The following is a 20,868-nucleotide window of genomic DNA, read 5'->3' on the forward strand; positions in this document are numbered from 1 at the left end:
TAGGACAAAGCTTTACAAGACAACAGACCGAGGCGCGCATGAGTTCAGTTTTGCAGTCCTTTCAGGCGGGATTTCCTGTTTTCCTGATTTGGACCGGGACAGCCGGCGCGCTGTTTATCCTCGCGGCGACGATCTATGTCCTGCTGACGCCGTGGAAAGAACTCGCTCTGGTGCGCGGTGGCAACGCAACCGCCGGCCTGGCGCTGGCGGGGGCTTTCATCGGCCTCGCCATCCCGCTGGCCTCCTGCCTGGCCTCAAGCGTTTCACTGCTCGACCTGATCCTCTGGGGCGTTGTCGCGCTGATCCTGCAATTGCTGGCTTATCGTCTGACCGACCTCTTGCTCCGCGACCTTCCAAAACGCATACAGGATGATGAGGCAGGCGCCGCAATAGTCTTGATTTCGACCAAACTTGCGAGTGCAATGCTTCTGGCCGCCGGGCTCTGGGATCCGGCGCTGCAGAGGTTCTAGGAGGAGGACGGCTTTTGCGTTTCATCCCCGACTGGCTGGTCTACACGCTCGCTCTGCTCGCGATTGTCGGCGGCGTGTTCGCCAATACACCGGACGAGGACGCACCGCCCGCCACGCCGGACTCCGTTGAGCGGGAAGGCGCCACACTGCCGCCGCCTTCCGCTTTCGATGAAACCGTCCTCGTCCGCGTCGAATCGCCCAAGGACGGGATCGGCACAGCCTTCTCGATCGATACACAAGGCCATTACCTGACTGCCCGCCACGTCGTCGAAGGGTGTGATGATGTCTCGCTGCTCGTTGCGCCGGGACAGTACCTGCCGGTCGAGAATGTCTCGGTCTCCGAGCGTAGCGACCTCGCCCTGCTGGTGGCCAGGCCCAGCCTTGCCCCCGTCGCGCTCGACACGTCCCCGGACCTGCGCATCGGGTCCTATGGTTTCCATGTCGGCTATCCGCAGGGGCGGCCTGGCGAAGCCTCGTCCCGCCTGATCGCGCGCTCGCGCCTTGTCATGAGCGGGCTGCGCAGCGGCGAGGAATCGGTGCTCGCCTGGGCGGAAACCGGCCGCACCAGCGACCTGGAAGGCCCGCTTGGCGGCCTCAGCGGCGGCCCCGTCTATGACGACCAGGGCCGGGTACGCGGTGTGATCATCGCCGAAAGCCCGCGCCGCGGACGCATCTACAGCGCCTCGCCGGAAGCGATCAGCCGGTTCCTCGACGACCAGGGCATTGAGCCGCTTGGCGAGCGCCCGCTCCCGATCACACCAGACTCTTATGGCGGCATGGCCGACCGGGCCCGCCAGAGCCTGCAGGTGGTGAAAGTGGCCTGCGAAGTCGGAAACAGTTCATGAGCGCATTTGCCGACCGGCTTTTTGAAGCCGCTGACCGGTTCGGCCCGCTATGTGTCGGCATCGACCCGCATGAGGGACGTATCCCGGCGCTGTTCGGGGGCGACACGCCCGAAGGGGTAGAGCGCTGGGGCCTTGCCATGGTCGAGGCCGTCAAGGGCCGGGCTGGCGTCATCAAACCGCAATCGGCCTTTTTCGAACGCCATGGATGGCAAGGCATGCGCGCGCTAACCCGCATATTGGAGGCAGCGCGTGAGGCCGGTCTGGTCGTCCTGATGGACGCCAAGCGCGGCGACATCGGGTCCACCGCGCAGGGCTATGTCTCGGCCTTCCTGGAAGCCGGCGCGCCCTTCCCCTGCGATGCGCTGACCATCAACCCGTATATGGGTCTCGACACGATCGAGCCGCATGTCGCGGCCGCCGAGCAATACGGCAAAGGCGTGATCGTTCTGGCCCGGACCTCCAATCCCGGATCGGCGGACTTCCAGTCGAAATCGCTGGAAGGCGCGCCGCTCTTCGAGCGCGTCGTCGAAGCATTGGCACCGATGGTCGAGCGGCTGAAGGGCGACTGCGGCTGGTCGGGCCTGATGCTGGTGACCGGCGCGACCGGCCCGGAAGAGGCCCGCCGCCTGCGAGAACTCGCGCCTGACGCCCTGTTCCTGGTGCCCGGCTATGGCGCACAGGGCGCTGGCGCTGCAGAAGCGCTTGCCGGCTTTCGCCAACAGGGAAACCGGCTGGTCGGCGGCGTTGTCAGCGCATCGCGCTCGGTGAATTTCCCGGCCGGCTCTGCTGAAGCGGACACGCTCGACGGCTGGCGCATCGCGGTCACTGAAGCGATTGCTGCAGCCCAGGCCGACCTGGTCGCTGCAGCCGGCACCTGAGCCTTACCTTGCGTCTATCTCGACAATGAACACCAATCCCGTAGCATGCCTCTTTGAGGCTGACTTCGCAAAACAGACGGAGCAGCGAGAGAGGAAATGACGGGGAGCGACCATGACAATCAGGCGAGTACTAGCGACCGCGGCAATGTCAGCCCTTTGGCTTTCGGCATGCGGCAATCCGGCCGATGAGCCGACCACGCCGGAAACACCGGCAGGAACGGAAACCAGCCCTGAAAAAGGCGCTGCAGCCGTCGACGATGAGCGCCTGCTCAATGCGGCCGCGACACCGGAAGAGTGGCTGACCTATAACGGCACCTATGACGAACAGCGCCATTCAACGCTGACCGGCATCACAAAGGAGAACATCTCCGAACTGGCACCGGCCTGGACCTATGACCTGAAAACCGGGCGCGGCATGGAGTCGACGCCAATCGTGGTCGATGGCGTCATGTACCTGACCTCCAGCTGGTCGGTCGTCTACGCGCTCGACCCGGTCACCGGTGAAGAGCTCTGGGTTCACGACCCGGACGTCGACCGCGCCGTTGGCGTGAAAGCCTGCTGTGACGTCGTCAATCGCGGCGTCGCGGTGTATGACGGCAAGGTCTATGTCGGCGTGATCGATGGCCGCCTGCAGGCCCTGGACGCCAAGACCGGCGAGGTCGTCTGGAGCAAGGTCACTGTCGACCAGTCGAAGCCTTACACCATCACAGGCGCACCGCGCATCGTGAAGGGCAATGTGCTGATCGGCAATGGCGGCGCCGAGCTTGGCGTGCGCGGCTACCTGTCTGCCTATGATGCCGAGACAGGCGATCTGTCATGGCGCTTCTACACCGTCCCCAATCCGAACAAGGAGCCTGACGGCGCGGCCTCGGATGCCATCTTCGCCGAGCTGGCGAACGACACCTGGGGCGATGATGGCGCCTGGGTCACCGATGGCGGCGGCGGCACGGTCTGGGATTCGATCGTCTATGACACCGTCAACGACCAGGTCATCTTCGGCGTCGGCAATGGCTCGCCGTGGAATGCAGACCTGCGCGACCCGAGCAGCGACGGGGACAATCTCTTCGTCTCGTCCATGGTCGCCGTGGATGCCGACACAGGCGAATACAACTGGCACTTCCAGACGACCCCGCGCGACAATTGGGACTATACGGCGACCCAGCACATCATGCTGGCCGACCTGCCTCTCGGCCCGGACGGCGAAACGCGCCGCGTGGCCATGCAGGCACCGAAAAACGGTTTCTTCTACGTCGTGGACGCCAAGACCGGCGAATTCATTTCCGGCGAGCCCTACTCGACATTGAACTGGGCTGAAGGCCTCGACGAGACCGGCCGCCCGATCGAGAATCCGGAAGCGCGCAACAATGACCCGGCAACCTATAATGGCTTCATCCAGGTGCCTGCCCCTTATGGCGCGCACAACTGGCACCCAATGGCGATGAACCCGGACCTTGGTCTGGTCTATATCCCGGCCATGACGATCGGCCAGGCCTATATCACCGACCCGCGCTTCAAGTCGAAACCAGCCAAGTGGAATACCGGCATGGACTTTTCCGCCGGCATGCCGCTTCGCTATCCGGCGGGCACGGTCCAGGCCCTGCGGGCAGCGGCGACCGGTACGCTGGTCGCATGGGATCCAGTCAAGCAGGAAGCCCGCTGGACGGTCGAGCACACAGCCGCCTGGAATGGTGGTCTCCTGTCGACAGCAAGCGGCCTTGTCTTCCAGGGCAAGCTGGACGGATCGCTTATCGCCTATGATGCGGCAACCGGTGAACAGCTCTGGAGCGCGCAGCTGAATTCGGGCGCCCTGTCCGGCCCGTCCACCTTCGAGATTGATGGCGAGCAATATGTAACGATCACGACCGGCTGGGGTCATGCCTTTGGCCTCGCGGCCGGCATGATGTTCAAGGATGCCGTCCCGCCGGCTGTCGGCAAGGTGGTTACCTTCAAGCTGGGCGGCGAGGCGACAATCCCGCCGCTCGATACCAGCCTGCTGGTCAATCCGGAGCCCAAGGCCGAGGCTTTCGGCGACGAGGAGATGCTGCAAGCCGGCCTCGTCCACTTCTCGCGCAACTGCGCAGTCTGCCACGGCATGCTCGGCATCAGCTCGGGCGTTCTGCCGGACCTGCGCTGGTCGTCCTACACCGCCAGCGAAGAGGCCTGGAAGGGCGTGGTGATCGACGGCAATCTGAACGATATCGGCATGGTCTCCTTCGCCGACGTGCTGACGCCTGAGGATGCCGAAGCGATCCGGGCCTATGTCGTGACGCAGGCCCACATGAAGGAAGCCCAGGCCGAGATGGGCGGCAATGACGGCGGCGGACAGTAACCGCCGTCAGCAACAATTCGACGCTTCATATCGCGAGGCGCAAGGCTTACACTCCCCGGCAGGCCCTCCTGCCGGGGAGTTTTTCTAGAATGCATATCCTGCTCGCCCTGATCAGTCTCATCACCTTCCTCGCCGTCTGGTACTGGCGGATAAAGATGATATCCGGCGCAGCCCGCGGCGGTTACGAGGCGGCCAAGACCGTGGCGAACCTTCCCCGCAAGCACGGCTTTCGCAACAAGGCCAGAAAGGCAGGGCTGCGCGCGGTCACTGACCCGCGCGAGGCAGCCGCCATCATGATGCTGGAAATCGCCCGGACACGCGGCACGATCAGCGACACGCAGGAAGCCGCCATCCGCACCGAGATGATCGAGCATTTCGGGTTCACCGATGAAGAGGCGCAGGAATGGCTGACGGAAGCGGGCTGGCGCGCACGCGAAGCCCCCGCCCCGCATGCCGTCATGGCCCGGATGAGCGATGTCATCGTCCGCTCGCCCGGCATGGGGCCGAAGGAATTCGACGATCTCTGCGCGATGCTGGAAAATGTCGCCGTCGCCGATGGACGGGTCACCACCGATGAGCGCGATCTCATCCAGATCTGGCGCCGCAAGGCCGGCCTGAACTGAAGTGCTTGGCAGCGGGCGCGGCCATCAATAGAAGCGGTCTGATGGAACCCAGCTACGCCAAACGCCTTCGCAAGGACAATTGGGGAAACTTCTCCATCCTGCGCCACCGCGCCTTTGACGGCATTCTCGTGACATCGAAGAATTCCGGCACGCACTGGGTCAAGTACATGTTCTCGGTCGCGCTGGCCGACACGTTCGGTGTCGAGCGCCCGAAATATTTCTCCGAGGATGCAGTGCGGCCCTATATCGGCTGGCCCAAGGACAAGCCAACCTTCAAGACCCTTCCGCGCCTCGCCTTCAGCCACACCATCCCGCATCGCCTCGCCGACTGGGGCTGGGCGCGGGGTCTGGCCGGCCTGCCGCCATACGTGCTCTTCGTGCGCCATCCGATGAGCATCCTGGCCAGCCACCATGCCAAGTGGAATCACGAGCTGAATGTTGACTGGCTCGACTATCTGCGCGGCGATCCGTCAGGCTCGGTCTATCGCTGTGACCTTTACTGGCTGGCGCGGTTCTGGAACCGCTGGGGCGAGGTGATGGAATCGGCCGGCGACAAGATTTACCGCGTCCACTACGAGGACACGCGCGCCAATCCCCGCGCCATCCTTGGCGGCATGGCCGCCCACTGGAAGATCGCCCTGACACCTGAGTCGATCGATGCCGCACTGAAGGCCGGCACCAAGGAAGCCATGGCGAAAAAGGTCGACCCCACCGCCGAAGCGAATGTGCTGCAGTTCCGCAAGACCCCGATCGAGGAGCAGTTCTCCGGCGAAGCGCTGGAGATCTACCGCAGCAAGGTCAAGGAGCTGTTCCGCTACGATCTCGGCTACGACCTCATGAGCTTCCCGAAGGGATAAAGCCCGAGCTTCGCCCATCCGGCGTATATTTGATCCACCAGGGTTCGGCCTCGGCCTCTTTCGCCAGCCTGACCATCAGGGGATGCGCCATGACGGCATCCATATAGGCCTGCGCCACCTCGCTCCTCGGCAGGTCATAGGTGATGAAGCGGGTCACGACCGGCGCGTAAACCGCATCAGCGGCCGACCATTCACCGAACAGGAACGGGCCGCCTTCACCGAATTCGGCGCGCGCATCGCTCCAGAGTTCGTCAACGCGGGCGATATCGGCCTTGAGGTCCGCCGTCATTTCAGGCGTGTCATGTCGCGCCCGGATATCCATCGGGCAGGCGCGGCGCAGGGTTGGAAAGCCGGAATGCATCTCGGCGGAAATGGAACGTGCGCGTGCCCTCGCCCGGGCGTCCGCAGGCCAGACGCCGGGATACCGCTCGGCCAGCCACTCGATGATGGCCAGCGAATCCCAGACCGCCTCGTCGTCCCAGATCAGCAGCGGCACCTTGCGGGTCGGGCTGATCCTGGCCAGACGCTCGGTTGTGTCCGGAAAATCGAGCGGGACGATCTCTTCCTCGACTTCAAGGCCGACATGCCGGGCCATCAGAAGTGCCCGGATCGACCAGCTCGAATAATTGAGATTGCCGCTGACAAAGCGCCTCATGAGGAGGGCTTCCCTTCGCCGAGCAGCCATTTGAACGGCATGATTTCAACACTCGCAAACAGGCCGGCCTTCGCATAGGGATCCTGCGCGGCCCAGGCTTCGGCGTCGCGCAGGCTGTCGAATTCGACAACGAAGGTCGAGCCGGCAAAGGTCTCGCCATCGTCAGCAAAGACCGGGCCTGCCATCAGGATGCGGTCTGCATGTGCCTTGGCCCAGTCGAGATGGGCAGGGCGGTTCGACATCCGCACGTCGAGGGCACCGGGCTTGTCGCGGGCATTGAGCAGAAAAAGCGGCATCTAGAGTCCTTCCTGTGTGAACGGCCGGGAGAGAAGCGCCGTCATGGCGTCATCGAGGCTGGAGCGGCCGGCGAGGATGTCATCCACCGCCTGGCAGATCGGCATCTGCACCTCGTGTTTTCTTGCAAGCTCGATCAGGGCCGGGGCGGTTGCAACGCCTTCTGTGACGGAATTGCGCGCGGCCAGGATCGACTCGGCGGACTGGCCTTCGCCGAGCGCCTTGCCGAAGCTCATATTGCGCGACTGGACCGACGAGCAGGTCAGGACAAGGTCGCCAAGCCCGCACAGGCCCGCCATGGTCTGTGCCTCGCCGCCCATGGCGACGGCCAGCCGCGTCATCTCGGCAAAGCCGCGCGAGATCAGGGCGGCGTGAGCCGACTTGCCGAGCTGCAGGCCTTCGACGATGCCGCACGCGATGGCGAGGACATTCTTGACGGCGCCGCCCACTTCCGCGCCGATCAGGTCGCGCGACCAGTAGGGCCGGAAGGTCGGCCGGCCGATGGCCGCCATCAGCCTGTCACCCAGCGCGCGATCCCGGCAGGCGAGGGTCACGGCGGTTGGCAGGCCCCGCGCGACGTCCGCAGCAAAGCTCGGCCCGGACAGGACAGCGGGCACGGCTTGCGGGATCGTCTGCGCCAGGACATCGGTCATCAGGCTCAGCGTGGATTGCTCGATCCCCTTGGAGCAGAGCAGGATGGGCGTGCCGTCTGCGATATGCGGGGCAAGCTCGGTGAAGACGCCGCGTGCGAACTGGGCCGGTACGACCGATAGCAGCGCATCGGCGCCCTTCATGTCGGACAGGTCTGTCGAGGCCGGCATGGCCGGCAGGTCGATGCCCGGCAGGAAGGCCGGATTGCCGTCACCGCGCGAAAGACTGCCCGCCACATCGGCCTCGCGGGCCCAGATCCGCACCGAGCGCCCGGCTTCCAGCGCGGTAAAGGCCAGCGCCGTTCCCCAGGCGCCGGCGCCGAGAACACCTATCGTCTGCATACGGCCCCGCTGCATTCGACGGCGAATGCGCTGAAGAATTCGTTGATCATTCAGACTTTTCCCTTAATCTGTGTCCCATGAATGACAAAACCGATACCAGACAGCAAATCCTCGAAGCTGCAATGAACCGTATCGTTCACTACGGTTACGGCAAGACGACGATGTCTGAAATCGCAAGTGATTGCGGCATGTCTGCTGGCAACATCTATCGATTTTTTGCCTCCAAGATCGACATTGCCGAGGCGATGGCCCGGAAGTTCAATGTTGAACTCTATCAGACATATGCCGAGATTGCGCGCGAAACGATACCCGCCCCGGACAGGCTCCGCAAATTCTTCAATCACGGCCTGACGCACACCTTCGACGCTATCCAGAAGGATGCAAAGATCCTTGAGGTGGCAGAGGTGTTGAGTGATGAGCGCCCGCTCTTCTTCAATGAGGGCCTGGCACAGGAGCGCATCTATCTCAACCAGATCCTGGAAGACGGCATAGCGGCGGGCATCTTTGCCCCGATGGAGGATGTGACCTTCGTCTCCGAGATGATCCAGTCGGCATTGATGAAGTTCCGCTTTCCGCAGCTCTATTCCCTGCTGACGCTCCAGAAGCTCAGACGTGAGCTTTATGGCGTGCTGGACATCCTGATCGCAGGCCTGAAACACGGCGTGGAATTCACCAAAACACCTGAACGCTGAATATTTTTCAAATCATTCATTGATTATTATTCCAACCCTTGCTATATGGATATGCAAGGGCGGACGAGATGTCCGTCCTGCAGACCCAAGAAGGATAATAACAATGAGCGTTTCCTCCCACGCCGAAGCAAAACAGGGTTTCATCGCCGCCATGCTCAGCCTGCCGCTGGCTGTCTGCGTGACCGGACTGGCCATCATCATGGCCGGATCGATTGTTTGACCCGGTTTCCTCCCGGAAGCCCAACCCGACACATAAACAAAAGCCCCGGAACAGCATGACGCTGCCGGGGCTTTTTCAATGGCTTGAAAGCGAAGGCGCTACTCGACCGTCACGGACTTGGCGAGATTGCGCGGCTGGTCGACATCCGTGCCTTTCTCGACAGCGACATGGTAGGCCAGCAGCTGCACCGGGACCGAATACAGGATCGGCGCGATGAACGGGTCGCAGTCGGGCAGCTCGATCCGGTGGGCCGGCGCTTCACCCGCCGCGCGCAGGCCCGCCTCATCGGAAATGAGGATCACCTCACCGCGGCGGGCCGCAACTTCCTGCAGGTTCGAGAGCGACTTGTCGAACAGGCCATCGAACGGCGCGACGAAGACGACGGGCGTCTCTTCATCGATCAGCGCGATCGGCCCGTGCTTCAGCTCGCCGGAGGCATAGCCTTCAGCGTGAATATAGCTGATTTCCTTCAGCTTGAGAGCGCCTTCCAGCGCGATCGGATAATGCACGCCGCGGCCGAGATAGATGACATCGGTTGCCTTGGCGATATCGCGAGCCAGCGCTTCGATACGCTCATCGAGGGCCAGCGTGGTCGAGATCAGCCGCGGCAACTCGGTCAGCGCGCGCACCAGGCGGATCTCTGCATCGCGCGAGAGCATTTCGCGGGCCCGGCCCGCTGAAATCGCAACCGCCGCCAGCGCGGAAAGCTGGGCGGTAAAGGCCTTGGTCGAGGCCACGCCGATTTCCGGACCGGCCAGGGTCGGCAGGACAAGGTCGGCCTCACGCGCAATCGTCGAGGTCGGCACGTTGACGACGGCCGCCGTCTTCAGGCCCTGCGCCTTGCAATAGCGCAGCGCCGCCAGCGTATCGGCCGTCTCGCCGGACTGGCTGACGAAGATGGCAAGGCCACCGGTGCGCGGCAGGGCTGGATCGCGATAGCGGAATTCGGACGCAATGTCGGTCTTCACCGGAATCCCGGCGACCTGCTCGAACCAGTATTCAGCAACACGCGTTGCGTAGTGTGCGGTGCCGCAGGCGACCATTTGGAGACTGGTAATCTCCTTCCAGTCGATCGCTTCGCCATTTTCTTCCGGCAGCGTGACCGTCTGGTTCAGGACGTTGAGATAGGCGCCAATGGTGCGCGCGGTGGAGTCGGGCTGCTCGAAGATTTCCTTCTGCATGAAGTGACGATAATTGCCCTTCTCGGCAGCCGCCCCCGCGCCCTGCACGATGGTCACCGGGCGCTCGACCGGATGGCCCTTCGCGTCGAAGATTTCATAGCTCTCGCGATGAAGGACGCACCAGTCACCCTCTTCCAGGTAGATCACCCGGTTGGTGAAGGGCGCGACGGCCAGCGCGTCGGAGCCGAGATACATTTCACCATCGCCGACGCCAATCGCCAGCGGCGAGCCCTTGCGCGCCCCGATCATCAGGTCCGGCTTGTCCTCGAACAGGAAAGCCAGCGCGAAGGCGCCTTCCAGCTTCGACAGGCCGGCTTTGACAGCCTCGACCTCGCTCATGCCCTCCTGCATGTTGGCGGCGATCAGGTGGGCGATGGTTTCGGTGTCGGTCTGGGTTTCGAACTTGTGGCCCTTGCCCTCGAGCATCTGGCGAAGGTCGCGGAAATTCTCGATGATACCGTTGTGCACGACGGCGACCTTGCCGGACACGTGCGGGTGTGCGTTCCCGACGGTTGGCGAGCCGTGCGTCGCCCAGCGCGTATGCCCGATCCCCTGGGTGCCCTGGAGCGGCGTAGTTTCAAGTTCGGCCTCGAGATTTTTCAGCTTGCCGGGCGCCCGCACGCGTTCCAGCGCGCCGGTGGCGCTCAGCGCGGCGATACCGGCGCTGTCATAGCCGCGATATTCCAGACGCCTCAGCGCCTCGATCAGGCGGGGCGCTGCCGGTTCGTTTCCAAGAATTCCGATGATTCCGCACATGCCAATTCAACTCGCTAATTTTACTCTTCAGGCACTGCCTTTAGGAAACAGGCCGGGCCCTCGTCACTGCAATTAACATGCCGATTTGTTACAGGAATCAAAGAGCCGCCCTCAATGGGGCGGCCCTGACTTGTGCAGCGCAGCAATGGCGCTCAGGAATTGTCCGGCATGCTCGATTGCTGTGATGCGCCGGCATCAGCCCGGCGGCAGCATCGCACATCCATTTCCAGCACCTTGCTGTTGAAGCGGCACTGGTCATTGTTCACCTCGCGCAGGAAGGACAGCCCGCCTGCCGCATGCGTGTAGCGCGTCTGGCTGCAGCCCATCACGGTATAGCCGGTCGGGCACGAGCCAACGGCTGACTGGTTGATCGTGTTCGTCATGCAGTCGAGGTCGCTCATGTTCAGCGCCTGGTTGGCCCGGGACATCGCCGCGTCTGCAGACGCCTGGGCCTGCGCCGCGGCAGCGCCGGCTTCATCGGCGGAGGTCTTGGCGGCCGCCGCCAGGGCTTGAGCCTCCTCAAGGCTGAGTTTTGTGTTCGCGATGGCCGTCGTATTGCCATCCACTTCAACATTCAGGCGGCACACGGCCTCGCCGGCACGATCAGACGAAGCACAATAGTCCGCAACGCTCTGATCTCCTGGAATGGACGTTGCACACGCCGCCATGAATACACCTGCGGCGAGGGCGATTACGGTCTTGAAGGCACCCATTACCATTCTCCCTTGTCTTTCTATGGCCCCATTCATGCAATCCTAAGCCGTCTGTGCAAGAGCAAACCCCGCTTGGCAGGGCACCGCGAAGCTGGCATTGGCTTGAGCGTGGCCCCTATGGCACGAACGGAGAGCAGGACATGTCGCGCAAATATTTCGGCACCGATGGCATTCGTGGACGGGCTAATACGCCGCCCATGACGCCTGAAATCGCGATGCGCCTGGGCATGGCCGCCGGCAAGTACTTCCGGCGCGACGAGTCCCGGCGCCACTCCGTCGTCATCGGCAAGGATACGCGCCTGTCCGGCTACATGCTGGAGCCGGCACTGGTCGCGGGCTTCACCTCGGTCGGCATGGATGTGACCCTTTTCGGGCCGCTGCCGACGCCGGGCGTTGCGATGATGACGACCTCGCTTCGCGCCGATCTCGGCGTTATGATCTCGGCCAGCCATAATGCCTTCGAAGACAATGGCATCAAGCTGTTCGGGCCGGATGGCTATAAGCTATCGGACGAGATCGAGCTGGAAATCGAAAGCCGCATGGACCGCGCGCTCGACGACAAGCTGGCTGCGCCTTCCGCCCTCGGCCGCGCGCGTCGCGTCGACGATGCGCAAGCGCGCTACGTGGAGATCGTGAAGGCTACCTTCCCGCGTGGCATGCGCCTGTCCGGCCTGCGCGTCTGCGTCGACTGCGCCAATGGCGCGGCCTACAAGGTCGCCCCGACAGCCCTTTATGAACTCGGCGCCGAAGTCTTCCCGATCGGGGTGTCCCCGGATGGCTTCAACATCAACAGCGAGGTTGGCAGCACCGACACGCGCGCCCTGCGCGAAGCGGTACTGAAGTATCGCGCCGATATCGGGATTGCGCTCGACGGCGATGCCGACCGCTGCATCCTGATCGACGAGAAGGGCGACACAATCGATGGCGACCAGCTGATCGGCATGATCGCAACGCACTGGAAAGAGCGTGACCTGCTGGCCAAGAACGGCGTTGTTGCGACGGTGATGTCCAATCTCGGCCTCGAAAAGCACCTGGCGGCGATGGGTCTTTCTCTCGAGCGCACCAAGGTGGGCGACCGGTATGTCGTCGAGCGCATGCGCGATGGCGGCTTCAATCTCGGCGGGGAACAGTCCGGCCACATCGTGCTGTCCGATTATACGACAACTGGTGACGGCCTGATCGCTGCACTTCAGGTCCTCGCTGTCATGGTTGGCAGCGAGAAGCCCCTTTCGAAAATCTCGCGGGTCTTCGAGCCGATCCCGCAGAAACTGGTCAATGTCCGCTATTCGGGCGGCGATCCGCTCGAGAATGAAACCGTTCAGGAAACGATCTCGGCCGTCGAAGGCCGTCTCGGCAAGGCAGGCCGTCTGGTCATCCGCAAGTCGGGCACCGAACCCCTAATTCGCGTCATGGCCGAAGCCGAAAAGGCCGATGACATGGAAAAGGCGGTGAACGAAGTGGCAGACGCTGTTCGCTCCGCAAGCTGACGGTTTCCCCTAGCACGCGAATTGCATGCAAAATCCCGACTGGACCGTTTCGGGAGTTCAAAAATGTCCTCGCCCCACTCGATCGTCGCGCTGACCGCCGGCGGTCCGCACAGCTGGATCATGATCAATGCGCTGCGCGAGCGCTTTGGCCCTTTTGCCATCATCATGGAAGACGGCGAGCCGGAATCGGTGCTCTGGAAGCGGCGGATGAAGATGCTGGGCCCGCTCAAGGTCGCCAGCATGCAGGCTGCGCGGATTCCGATGAAGCTGACCAAGCGCGGCACGCAGGCGATCATCGATGATCTCATTGCGTCTGAAGGCCTGCAGCCGGCGGCGCCGGACGAAGACGATATTATTCGCGTCCCCTCCGTGAATTCCGAGGCCTGCCGCGGCGCCCTGAAAACGCTGGGTCCGTCGGCGGTCTTTGTCGTGTCGACGCGAATGATCGGCAAGAAGACGCTGGGCGCCGTCAACGCGCCGTTCATCAATTACCATTCAGGCATCAATCCGGCCTATCGCGGCATGTTTGGCGGCTATTTCGCGCTCGCCAACGGTGAGCCGGAGCATTTCGGGGCAACCGTTCATCTTGTCGATGAAGGCGTCGATACGGGCGGCATCCTTTACCAGTCCCGCCTTGAGCCAAAGCTGGGCGACAACTTTCACACCTATCTCTGGCGCCTTGCCGCCGGGAGCCGCGACATCGTCATCAAGGCCATGGAAGATGCGGTATCCGGCACGCTCTCGCCGGTTCACGTAAACCTGCCATCGCGCCAATGGTTTGCGCCCACGCTCGGCGGATATGTCTGGACTGGCCTCAGCCGGGGCGTGTGGTAGCGACCGGAGACAGCGTTTGCGCGCCGCTGCCAGCAAGCTCGACACCCAGGCGCGCGCCAAGCCGCAGCGCCTTCTCCCATAGGACGAGCCGACCGGTCAGGATTTCCTCGTAAGGGTCGTCCGGCATCCCATGACGCACCAGGAACGGGCTTTCCTCCACGTCTGCGCCTCCTGGCGCCGCGCGCCGGTAACGCCCATCCCAGATGCCATCCTGCCAGCCCGCGCAGACCTCGCCCGGATCGCGTCCGATCATCAGCGTCCCGCCTCGTCTCTGCAGCCAGGCACCGCCGAGGGTGAGACGGCTTTTCGGACCGCCACTGGCGAGGTCACTCGCGAGCGCCAGCAAAGGCTGAGGCGCGACCGGGCTGTCACTGCCAGCAGCGGTTTGCAGCAGGATCGACAGGAGCCGGGCGCGAAGGCGCAGGCTGCCGGCCAGTCGGTCCATCTGCAGCTCGACAAGGCCCGCTGGGTCGATACGCACAAACGCCGACAGCATGTCCGCCAGCTGGATGTCCTCGACGGCGCGCAGGCGCATCGCATCATCCGTGATCCGGCTGAGGCGGGCCGCGTCCAGCTGTCCGGCCAGCTTTCGCATACGGACGCGCTCATAAGCGTCGGACTCATTGCTCGGATCCCGTACCCAGGACTCGCCGCGCTCGGCCAGCATTTCCATGAGGTGCCCGCGCCTTACCGCGATTAACGGACGGCCAAGCAGGATATCGCGCCCTTCAGGCCAGACCGGCGAAACCGAGACTGGTTGCGGCCCGACAGCGCTAGCTAGCGTGGTGGGCCTGGCAAGGCGCATGAGCAGGGTTTCCTCGACATCGGTGCGCGTATGACCGAGCAGCAGCAGCCCTGCCCCCGCTTCGCGCGCCGCAGCGGCGAGGAGGGAATGGCGCCCTTGCCTTGCGGCGTCCTGGCTGCGCTTGTCCGGCGTCCAGGTGAGGCCGCGCGCAGAAAGGCCGAGCGATGCAGCTTTGGCGGTGACCCATTCGGCTTCCTCGCGCGCTTCCGGCCGCAGGCCGTGGTCGACTGTCAGCACGATCAGGTTGCGCCCGCTGCGCCGTGACCAAGCCTTCGCAAGCAGCATCAGGACGAGCGAGTCGCTGCCGCCGGAAACAGCAATGGCGACAGGGCCATTCGTGCCTGCCGCCATTCGGTCGATCAGATCGGAAATATGGGTTTCTAGTTGTCGCACTCTGCACGCGTACGCTCGAGCGCCGCGAGGTTGCGGGTCACGCCCGACGCATTGGGATATTGCTGCGGCAGGATGTCGAGCGCGTTGCACGCCTTGTCGAGGTCACCGACGATGCGCATCGACCGGGCCAGCTTCACCAGCGCATCCGGGGCGCGGGCATGGTCGGGATATTCGCGGATCATCTGCGTATAGGCCTGCCCGGATTCGGCATAGGCATCCTGCTGGTAGAGCGACTCGGCCAGCCAGTATTGCGCTTCACCGGCCTGCGGATCGTCGCCGAACTGGACGAGAAAGGCGCGGAAAGCTTCTTCGGCGCCTTCGAAATCGAAATTCAGGAGCTTGGACTTGGCGGCGGAAAAGAGCGGGCCCGCCTCGCCCGGCAAATTGCTCGCTTTCAGCGTACCGAGCGAGCCCTGGAGTTGCGGATTGTTGCCGCCATCGCTGCTTGCCGACGACTGGGTGACCACGCGCCGCTCGGGCTGCGCGTCCGTTCCGGCCTCGTCCTCCGCTGGCTCTGCAGCCGCTTCACCCTCCGGCGCATTGCCGGCTTCGAGCATGGCTATCACGGCCGACAAATCGGATTCGAGGGCCTTCACCCGTTCGGTGAGCCGTTCATTCTCGGTGTTGAGGGATTCGATGGCAGACCCGATGCGGGAGTCGTCCTCCTGCATCCGGTTGATTTCTTCGCGGGTCTGGGACAGCAGGAATTCCAGCGTCTCGACCTTGCCGTTCGCATCGGCAATTTCCTGCTCGAGGCGGTCATTCTCAACCATGAGCTGGGCATTCTGCTGACGGATATCGGCCATCTGCTGGGCCAGGTCACCGCTTGTTGCCCCCCGCTGGATCGGCGCGCTCTGGGCGACGGCCAGCGGACTGAAAGCGGAGAAGGTCATTGCAAGGACGGCGACCGTTGCGAAACGCACCATGATCGAGGCACTCCAGACTGCGTAGAACTCTAATTGATCTGCATACGAAAAAGCCGGGGCCAAAATATGGCGCCCGGCTTAATCATTACAGAAGACAGATTGTCTTAGCTGCTGGCGCCGGACAGGATCTGCGTAAAGCCGTTCCGGTTCAGGGCCCATGCTGCTTCGTTCGAGCGGGAGTCGATCGGACGCTCCTTGCCGTAGGAAACGGTGTCGATGCGGGCCGGGTCGACGCCAAGGCTGAGCAGGTACTGCTTCACCGTGTTGGCGCGGCGTGCACCGAGGGCGAGGTTGTACTCGCGGGTGCCACGCTCATCGCAGTTGCCTGCAACGAGGATACGGACGTTCGGATAGGATTGCAGCCATGCCGCCTGGCGCTGCAGGATTTCCTGATCGTCCGGATCGAGGCTTGCCTGGTCGAGATCGAAATAGACGCGGTCACCGACGTTCACGGTGAAGTCCTGGATCGAACCAGCAGCCGGGCCGGCGTCAACGACGCGCTTCGGCTCTTCGATGGTTTCTTCCTGGACGGGTTCCACAGGCGCCGTGTTGGTCTCGACAACCGGCTCAGGTTGTACCGGCTCCGGTTCTGGCGTGGAAGAGCACGCAGCGGCGCCAATAAAGAGCGCTATTGCGGAGGTGGTAAGAGCAATACGACGCATTGATAACTCCTTGCTATGGTCGTTCAGCGAGCGCGTGTAGTCGCCGATTTTGTCAACTTCGTGGCTGAAGCCATGCCGTTTGCTGCCGAGGCAGCTGGGACGTGACATTTTCAGCACTATGGCGGGCGGCCCGCAAGACTTAATTCAAAAGCGGCGACCAGGCCGGGTCCGATGCATCGGTCGGGGTCGGGATCGGACGCAGGTTGCGTCCTGTCAGGTCAACCGACCAGAGTTTCGGACCGGCGCCCGGCGCCTGCTCGCGGAAAAACGTAATGACGCGGCCGTTCGGCGACCATTCCGGACCTTCATCCAGATAGGATTCGGTCAGGATGCGCTCGCCCTTCCCGTCGACGCCGATAACGCCGATATGAAAACGGCCGCGCGACTGCTTGGTAAAGGCGATCAGGTCCCCGCGCGGGCTCCAGACCGGTGTGGAGTAGCGGCCCGAGCCGAAGGTGATCCGGCACGCCGTGTCGCGCCCGCCCGACGGGCAGGTCAGGGGCGAGCCGTCAGCATTCATGATGTAGAGCTGCGGGCTGCCGCCACGGTCGGAGTTGAACACGATCTGCTGGCCGTCCGGCGACATGGACGGCGAGGTATCGATCGCCGGATGGTCGGTCAGCCGGCGCGTGCGCTGGGTGACGAGATTGCGGATATAAATATCCGAATTGCCCTCGATCGCCTGGGTCAGCAGGACCGATTCGCCGTCGCGGGTGAACCGGGGGGCGAAGGTCATGTTCTCGAAATCGCCGAGCACTTCCTGACGGCCATTCTGGATGTCGAAGAGATAGACGCGCGGCTCGTTATTCTCATAAGACATGTAGGTGATCTGCTGGTTCGAAGGCGAAAAGCGCGGCGTCAGCACGGTGAAGGTCCCGGAGGTGAGGTATTTCACGTTCGCACCATCGGAATCCATGATGGCAAGGCGCTTGACCCGGGCATCCTTCGGTCCGGTTTCGGCGATATAGACGATGCGCGTGTCGAAATACGGGTCCTCGCCTGTCAGGCGCGTATAGATCGTGTCGGCGATCTTGTGCGCGATACGGCGCCAGTCCTCGGGTTTAGCCGTGAAACGCCGCCCGGCCTGGCCCTCGAGGCGCATGACCTCCTCGCCATAGACGTCCCAGAGGCGGACCGAGGCACGCACGAACTCGACGCCCTCCACGGTCACCATGTCGATCTGGCCGACGACGAGCGCATCCGTCTGGATGATCTTCCAGTCGGCAAAGCGCGGCTGGTTGTCGATGGACAGGTCGCGCTGGATATGCGCGCTTTCGGGGGTGATCGTGAACAGGCCGGTTGAGACCAGGTCATTCTGCACGACCTTGGTGATCTCGGCGGCGAGCTGCTCGTCCGCGCCATTCGAGACGTTGAAGGTCGGCACCGCGATCGGTGTCGGCTTCAGGACGCCTTCGGAAATGTTCACGGTCACTTGCGCAAACGCCGCGGGGACGAGCATCGCAAGTCCGATCAGCAGGCTGGCGGCTAGTTTGTTCAGCATATCATGGCTCCTCGCCTGTTAGTCTTTAGTCAGCGATGAACGCGGGACCAAGGTTGATGTTCGCAATTTTCCAGATTTCGTAGTCGTCGCGCGGCAGCCTGTAGGGCTGGCACTTGCGTACTGCCCGCAGGGCCCGCTCGACGGCCAGCGACATTGACCGGTCGCCAATCGGCGCACGCGACGGGCGCACGAGTTCGATATCGATGAGGTTACCCTCGGCATCCAGCTCAGCGCGCATGCTCACATTCAGGCGCTCGGGATCCGGCTGGTCGGCGACGCCATCCCAGCACGGATAGATCTGGTTGTAGAGCAGCTGTTCGATGCGCACCGTATTGGCCGTGCGCTCGCCGGCGCCCTTTCGCGGGTCTTGCGCGGGCGGCGTATTGTTCAGCAACTGGCGCTCCGGCAGCTTGGGCGGCTGGGTCTCGCGCTTGGTCTGGCGCTCGCTTTCAAAGGTCGATTCCGCATCACTCAGGAAATCGTCCAGCGGGTTGCGCTTCTGGACCGGATTGGGGGCCTTCGGTTCCGGTTTCGGCTGTTCCGGTTCCTTCTTTTCAGGCTCGGGCTCTTCCTCAGGCTCGGCTTCGAGGTCCGGCATCACGTCTTCGGGCTCTTCTTCGGCGGGTGTGGCCTGCGAGGCGGTCGAGACATCGTCTTCGGGAAGGTCGCGCGTATCGGGCTCGATCTCTTCCGGGGCCTCGGACTCTTCGGGCTCCGGCGGGGTCGGTTCGGGCTCTTCCTCAGGCTCGGGCTCGATCTCTTCCGGCGGCTCGACGACCGGGGCGACATTGGTCATTTCCCCGACATCGACCAGCTCCACCGGAACGATCACGAACTCGTCCTCGACCACGCTGGTCCCGACATAGGGCCAGGCGAGGTAGCCCGCGCCGATGACGACAGCGTGCAAGGCAATGGAGGCGGGGAGTCCGCGGATCATGGGCTTACTGGTTCACCTTCGGGTCGGTCACGAGCGCGATATTGCGATAGCCGGCGCGCTGCATGCGGGTCATGACGTTCATCACGTCGCCGTAGTTCACGCCGGAATCGGCGCGCAGGTAGATGCGTTCCTCATAGCCCTCGCCGGCAATGGCATAGAGGGTGGAGACGAGCTCATCCGGGCCGACCTTCGTATCCTGGATGAAGATCTCGCCACTGGCGTTCAGCGAAACGGAAAGCGGCTGCGACTTCGGCGCCTGGAGGTTTTCCGCGCTCGCCTTCGGCAGCGAGACTTCGACACCCGTGGTCAGCAGCGGCGCGGTGATCATGAACACGATCAGCAGCACAAGCATGACGTCGACCAGCGGCGTGACGTTGATTTCTGCGGCGAGGCCGCGGCGCCCGCGCGACTTGCCCGGCGTTCCAGATGCCCAGCTACCGGCCATGGCTTATGCCCCTCCGTCGGTCGAGCGGCGCGACAGGCGCACCAGCAGGTCTTGCGAGAAGGTGTCCAGGCGGTCGGCGAACTGGTTCAGGTCACCGGTGAACTTGTTGTAGAAGATGACCGCCGGGATCGCCGCGATCAGGCCAAGGCCGGTCGCAAACAGCGCCTCGGCAATCGGGCCGGCGACGTTGGTCAGGCTGGTGTCCTGCTTCTCGGCGATGTTGATGAAGGCGTTCATGATGCCCCACACCGTGCCGAACAGGCCGATAAAGGGTGAGGACGAGCCGATGGTCGCCAGGACGCCGAGCCCCTTGCTGACCCGTCCGACTTCACGGTCGACACCGGCCCGCAGGGAGCGTTCGGCACGGTCGACCAGGATGGATGGGTCGTCTGACGGGCCGAGCCGGCGCGCATCGTTCCACTCACGCGAGATCGAGGCGAACAGCCGGGAGGCCGGATCGCTGTTGCCTGTGCCGGGACGGCCATCGAGATCATCGGCCCGGCCGGTCCAGAAGGCATCCTCGAACTGCTTGGCTTTCTTGCGCGCGCTGCCCACCGTGAAAAGCTTCTCGACGATCACCGCCCAGGACCAGAGGCTGGCGACAAAAAGGGCGATCAGCACGAACTTGACGACGATGTCGGCTTCCATGAGGAGGCCGAAGAAGGAAAAGCCGCCTTCCGTCGCGGCCGCTCCGAGCGCCTCTCCGTCGCCAATTTGCTGCGCAAGCGCGAGTAAATTCATGAGGGTCCTCTTTCCATGTCTCTGCATCAGCCGGTGCGCCAGGCACGCAGCCGAATGGGGCCCGTTCAGGCAAGCCTGTCCCATATCCAATGAGAATCAGGCGGAAACTTGACGCTACTGCCGAGGATGGCAGCGGGTGCAGCAATGGCGTGATCTGGTTAACGTTTTGTCAGTAAACCGCCCGGTTTCACGGCTGGTAGACAAAACCGGCCAGCTTTTCGACGACATCCGGGATCGGCCTGCGGGGGCGCCCGTCGGCATGAATCATCACCGCTGTGATGTCCGCTTCGGCGATGACCTCCTCGCCGCGGAACGCTGTCTGCTGGAAAATGACCTTTGCCCCCCGGCAGCCAAGATAGCGTGAGCGGATGGACAGGAGGTCGTCGATCCGGGCGGCGCGCCTGTAATCGACATTCACATTGGTCAGCGTGAAGGCGGCGGGGTCAGGCCGGTCGAGCAGCGCCTGGTGGGCCACCCCGGCATCGCGCAGGAATTCCGAACGCCCGCGCTCGAAATAGCGCAGATAGTTGGCGTGATAGACCATGCCGGTGAAGTCGGTGTCCTCATAATAGACCCGGACGTTCAGCCAGTGCTGTCTCAACTCGTCGAAGGGAGAGGTCACAAGCCCGCCC

Annotated in this window: 22 protein-coding genes; 9 read left to right on the forward strand and 13 right to left on the reverse strand. The window is 63.3% G+C overall.

The window, feature by feature from the left end:
- Positions 1-38 precede the first annotated feature (38 nt).
- The 6 genes from D1223_RS06095 (at position 39) to D1223_RS06120 (ending at position 6,002) form a co-directional block, all read left to right on the forward strand.
- Complete coding sequence (locus D1223_RS06095; protein WP_119375537.1) at positions 39-470, forward strand: DUF350 domain-containing protein; 432 nt, start codon at positions 39-41, stop codon at positions 468-470.
- A 14-nt stretch (positions 471-484) separates the two neighbouring features.
- A complete protein-coding gene (locus D1223_RS06100; RefSeq protein ID WP_119375538.1) occupies positions 485-1,315 on the forward strand; it encodes a S1 family peptidase in 831 nt (276 codons plus the stop codon).
- Positions 1,312-2,193 (forward strand): orotidine-5'-phosphate decarboxylase, encoded by an 882-nt coding sequence (pyrF, locus tag D1223_RS06105; protein WP_119375539.1) that lies wholly within the window; start codon positions 1,312-1,314, stop codon positions 2,191-2,193. The genes D1223_RS06100 and pyrF overlap by 4 nt, the downstream gene beginning before the upstream one ends.
- Before the next feature lie 112 nt (positions 2,194-2,305).
- Positions 2,306-4,522, forward strand: coding sequence for a PQQ-dependent dehydrogenase, methanol/ethanol family (locus D1223_RS06110; RefSeq protein WP_119375540.1), 2,217 nt, complete (start codon positions 2,306-2,308; stop codon positions 4,520-4,522).
- Positions 4,523-4,611: 89 nt separating this feature from the next.
- Positions 4,612-5,145, forward strand: a complete 534-nt coding sequence (locus tag D1223_RS06115; protein WP_119375541.1) for a TerB family tellurite resistance protein — start codon at positions 4,612-4,614, stop codon at positions 5,143-5,145.
- A gap of 41 nt (positions 5,146-5,186) precedes the next feature.
- Positions 5,187-6,002, forward strand: a complete 816-nt coding sequence (locus D1223_RS06120) for a sulfotransferase family protein (protein WP_119375542.1) — start codon at positions 5,187-5,189, stop codon at positions 6,000-6,002.
- Here the strand turns inward: D1223_RS06120 and D1223_RS06125 are convergent.
- From D1223_RS06125 to D1223_RS06135, 3 genes are read right to left on the reverse strand one after another with little or no spacing between them, the layout of a single operon-like run.
- Positions 5,980-6,657 carry a glutathione S-transferase gene (locus D1223_RS06125; protein WP_158588422.1) on the reverse strand — a complete coding sequence of 226 codons (678 nt, stop codon included), beginning with the start codon at positions 6,655-6,657 and terminating at the stop codon, positions 5,980-5,982. The genes D1223_RS06120 and D1223_RS06125 overlap by 23 nt on opposite strands.
- Complete coding sequence (locus tag D1223_RS06130) at positions 6,654-6,953, reverse strand: YciI family protein (RefSeq protein ID WP_119375544.1); 300 nt, start codon at positions 6,951-6,953, stop codon at positions 6,654-6,656. Before D1223_RS06130 ends, D1223_RS06125 begins: the two co-directional genes overlap by 4 nt.
- Positions 6,954-7,943: an NAD(P)H-dependent glycerol-3-phosphate dehydrogenase gene (locus D1223_RS06135; protein WP_119375545.1), complete on the reverse strand. Its 990-nt coding sequence runs from the start codon at positions 7,941-7,943 to the stop codon at positions 6,954-6,956.
- Between the two features lie 77 nt (positions 7,944-8,020).
- Between D1223_RS06135 and D1223_RS06140 the strand changes: the two genes are divergently transcribed.
- Positions 8,021-8,635: a TetR/AcrR family transcriptional regulator gene (locus D1223_RS06140; RefSeq protein ID WP_119375546.1), complete on the forward strand. Its 615-nt coding sequence runs from the start codon at positions 8,021-8,023 to the stop codon at positions 8,633-8,635.
- Between the two features lie 318 nt (positions 8,636-8,953).
- Here the strand turns inward: D1223_RS06140 and glmS are convergent, their stop codons facing one another.
- Positions 8,954-10,792: a glutamine--fructose-6-phosphate transaminase (isomerizing) gene (gene glmS / locus D1223_RS06145; RefSeq protein ID WP_119375547.1), complete on the reverse strand. Its 1,839-nt coding sequence runs from the start codon at positions 10,790-10,792 to the stop codon at positions 8,954-8,956.
- 152 nt (positions 10,793-10,944) lie between these two features.
- Positions 10,945-11,505: a hypothetical protein gene (locus tag D1223_RS06150; RefSeq protein WP_119375548.1), complete on the reverse strand. Its 561-nt coding sequence runs from the start codon at positions 11,503-11,505 to the stop codon at positions 10,945-10,947.
- Between the two features lie 140 nt (positions 11,506-11,645).
- Between D1223_RS06150 and glmM the strand changes: the two genes are divergently transcribed.
- Both glmM and D1223_RS06160 read left to right on the forward strand, forming a co-directional pair.
- Entirely contained in the window at positions 11,646-12,992 is a 1,347-nt protein-coding gene (glmM, locus tag D1223_RS06155) for a phosphoglucosamine mutase (protein WP_119375549.1), read from the forward strand.
- Positions 12,993-13,055: 63 nt separating this feature from the next.
- Positions 13,056-13,826, forward strand: coding sequence for a formyl transferase (locus D1223_RS06160; protein WP_119375550.1), 771 nt, complete (start codon positions 13,056-13,058; stop codon positions 13,824-13,826).
- On the opposite strand, the gene tilS is transcribed toward D1223_RS06160, so the two are convergent.
- The 8 genes from tilS to D1223_RS06200 all read right to left on the reverse strand — a co-directional run bounded on the left by tilS (position 13,807) and on the right by D1223_RS06200 (position 20,858).
- The gene (gene tilS, locus D1223_RS06165; RefSeq protein WP_147372700.1) at positions 13,807-15,024 is read right to left on the reverse strand and encodes a tRNA lysidine(34) synthetase TilS; all 1,218 of its coding nucleotides are present in this window, start codon (positions 15,022-15,024) and stop codon (positions 13,807-13,809) included. The two genes, D1223_RS06160 and tilS, sit on opposite strands and share 20 nt — an antisense overlap.
- Complete coding sequence (ybgF, locus tag D1223_RS06170; protein WP_119375552.1) at positions 15,012-15,950, reverse strand: tol-pal system protein YbgF; 939 nt, start codon at positions 15,948-15,950, stop codon at positions 15,012-15,014. The genes tilS and ybgF overlap by 13 nt, the downstream gene beginning before the upstream one ends.
- A 104-nt stretch (positions 15,951-16,054) precedes the next feature.
- Complete coding sequence (pal, locus tag D1223_RS06175; protein ID WP_119376053.1) at positions 16,055-16,612, reverse strand: peptidoglycan-associated lipoprotein Pal; 558 nt, start codon at positions 16,610-16,612, stop codon at positions 16,055-16,057.
- Between the two features lie 139 nt (positions 16,613-16,751).
- A complete protein-coding gene (gene tolB / locus D1223_RS06180) occupies positions 16,752-18,113 on the reverse strand; it encodes a Tol-Pal system beta propeller repeat protein TolB (RefSeq protein ID WP_119375553.1) in 1,362 nt (453 codons plus the stop codon).
- Positions 18,114-18,138: 25 nt separating this feature from the next.
- Positions 18,139-19,050 (reverse strand): hypothetical protein, encoded by a 912-nt coding sequence (locus D1223_RS06185; RefSeq protein WP_119375554.1) that lies wholly within the window; start codon positions 19,048-19,050, stop codon positions 18,139-18,141.
- 4 nt (positions 19,051-19,054) lie between these two features.
- The gene (tolR, locus tag D1223_RS06190) at positions 19,055-19,495 is read right to left on the reverse strand and encodes a protein TolR (protein WP_119375555.1); all 441 of its coding nucleotides are present in this window, start codon (positions 19,493-19,495) and stop codon (positions 19,055-19,057) included.
- 3 nt (positions 19,496-19,498) lie between these two features.
- Positions 19,499-20,236, reverse strand: coding sequence for a protein TolQ (gene tolQ / locus D1223_RS06195; RefSeq protein ID WP_119375556.1), 738 nt, complete (start codon positions 20,234-20,236; stop codon positions 19,499-19,501).
- Between the two features lie 187 nt (positions 20,237-20,423).
- Positions 20,424-20,858 carry a YbgC/FadM family acyl-CoA thioesterase gene (locus tag D1223_RS06200; protein ID WP_325048687.1) on the reverse strand — a complete coding sequence of 145 codons (435 nt, stop codon included), beginning with the start codon at positions 20,856-20,858 and terminating at the stop codon, positions 20,424-20,426.
- Between the last annotated feature and the right edge of the window lie 10 nt (positions 20,859-20,868).

The sequence above is a fragment of the Henriciella mobilis genome, assembly GCF_003576285.1.
Taxonomy (GTDB): domain Bacteria; phylum Pseudomonadota; class Alphaproteobacteria; order Caulobacterales; family Hyphomonadaceae; genus Henriciella; species Henriciella mobilis.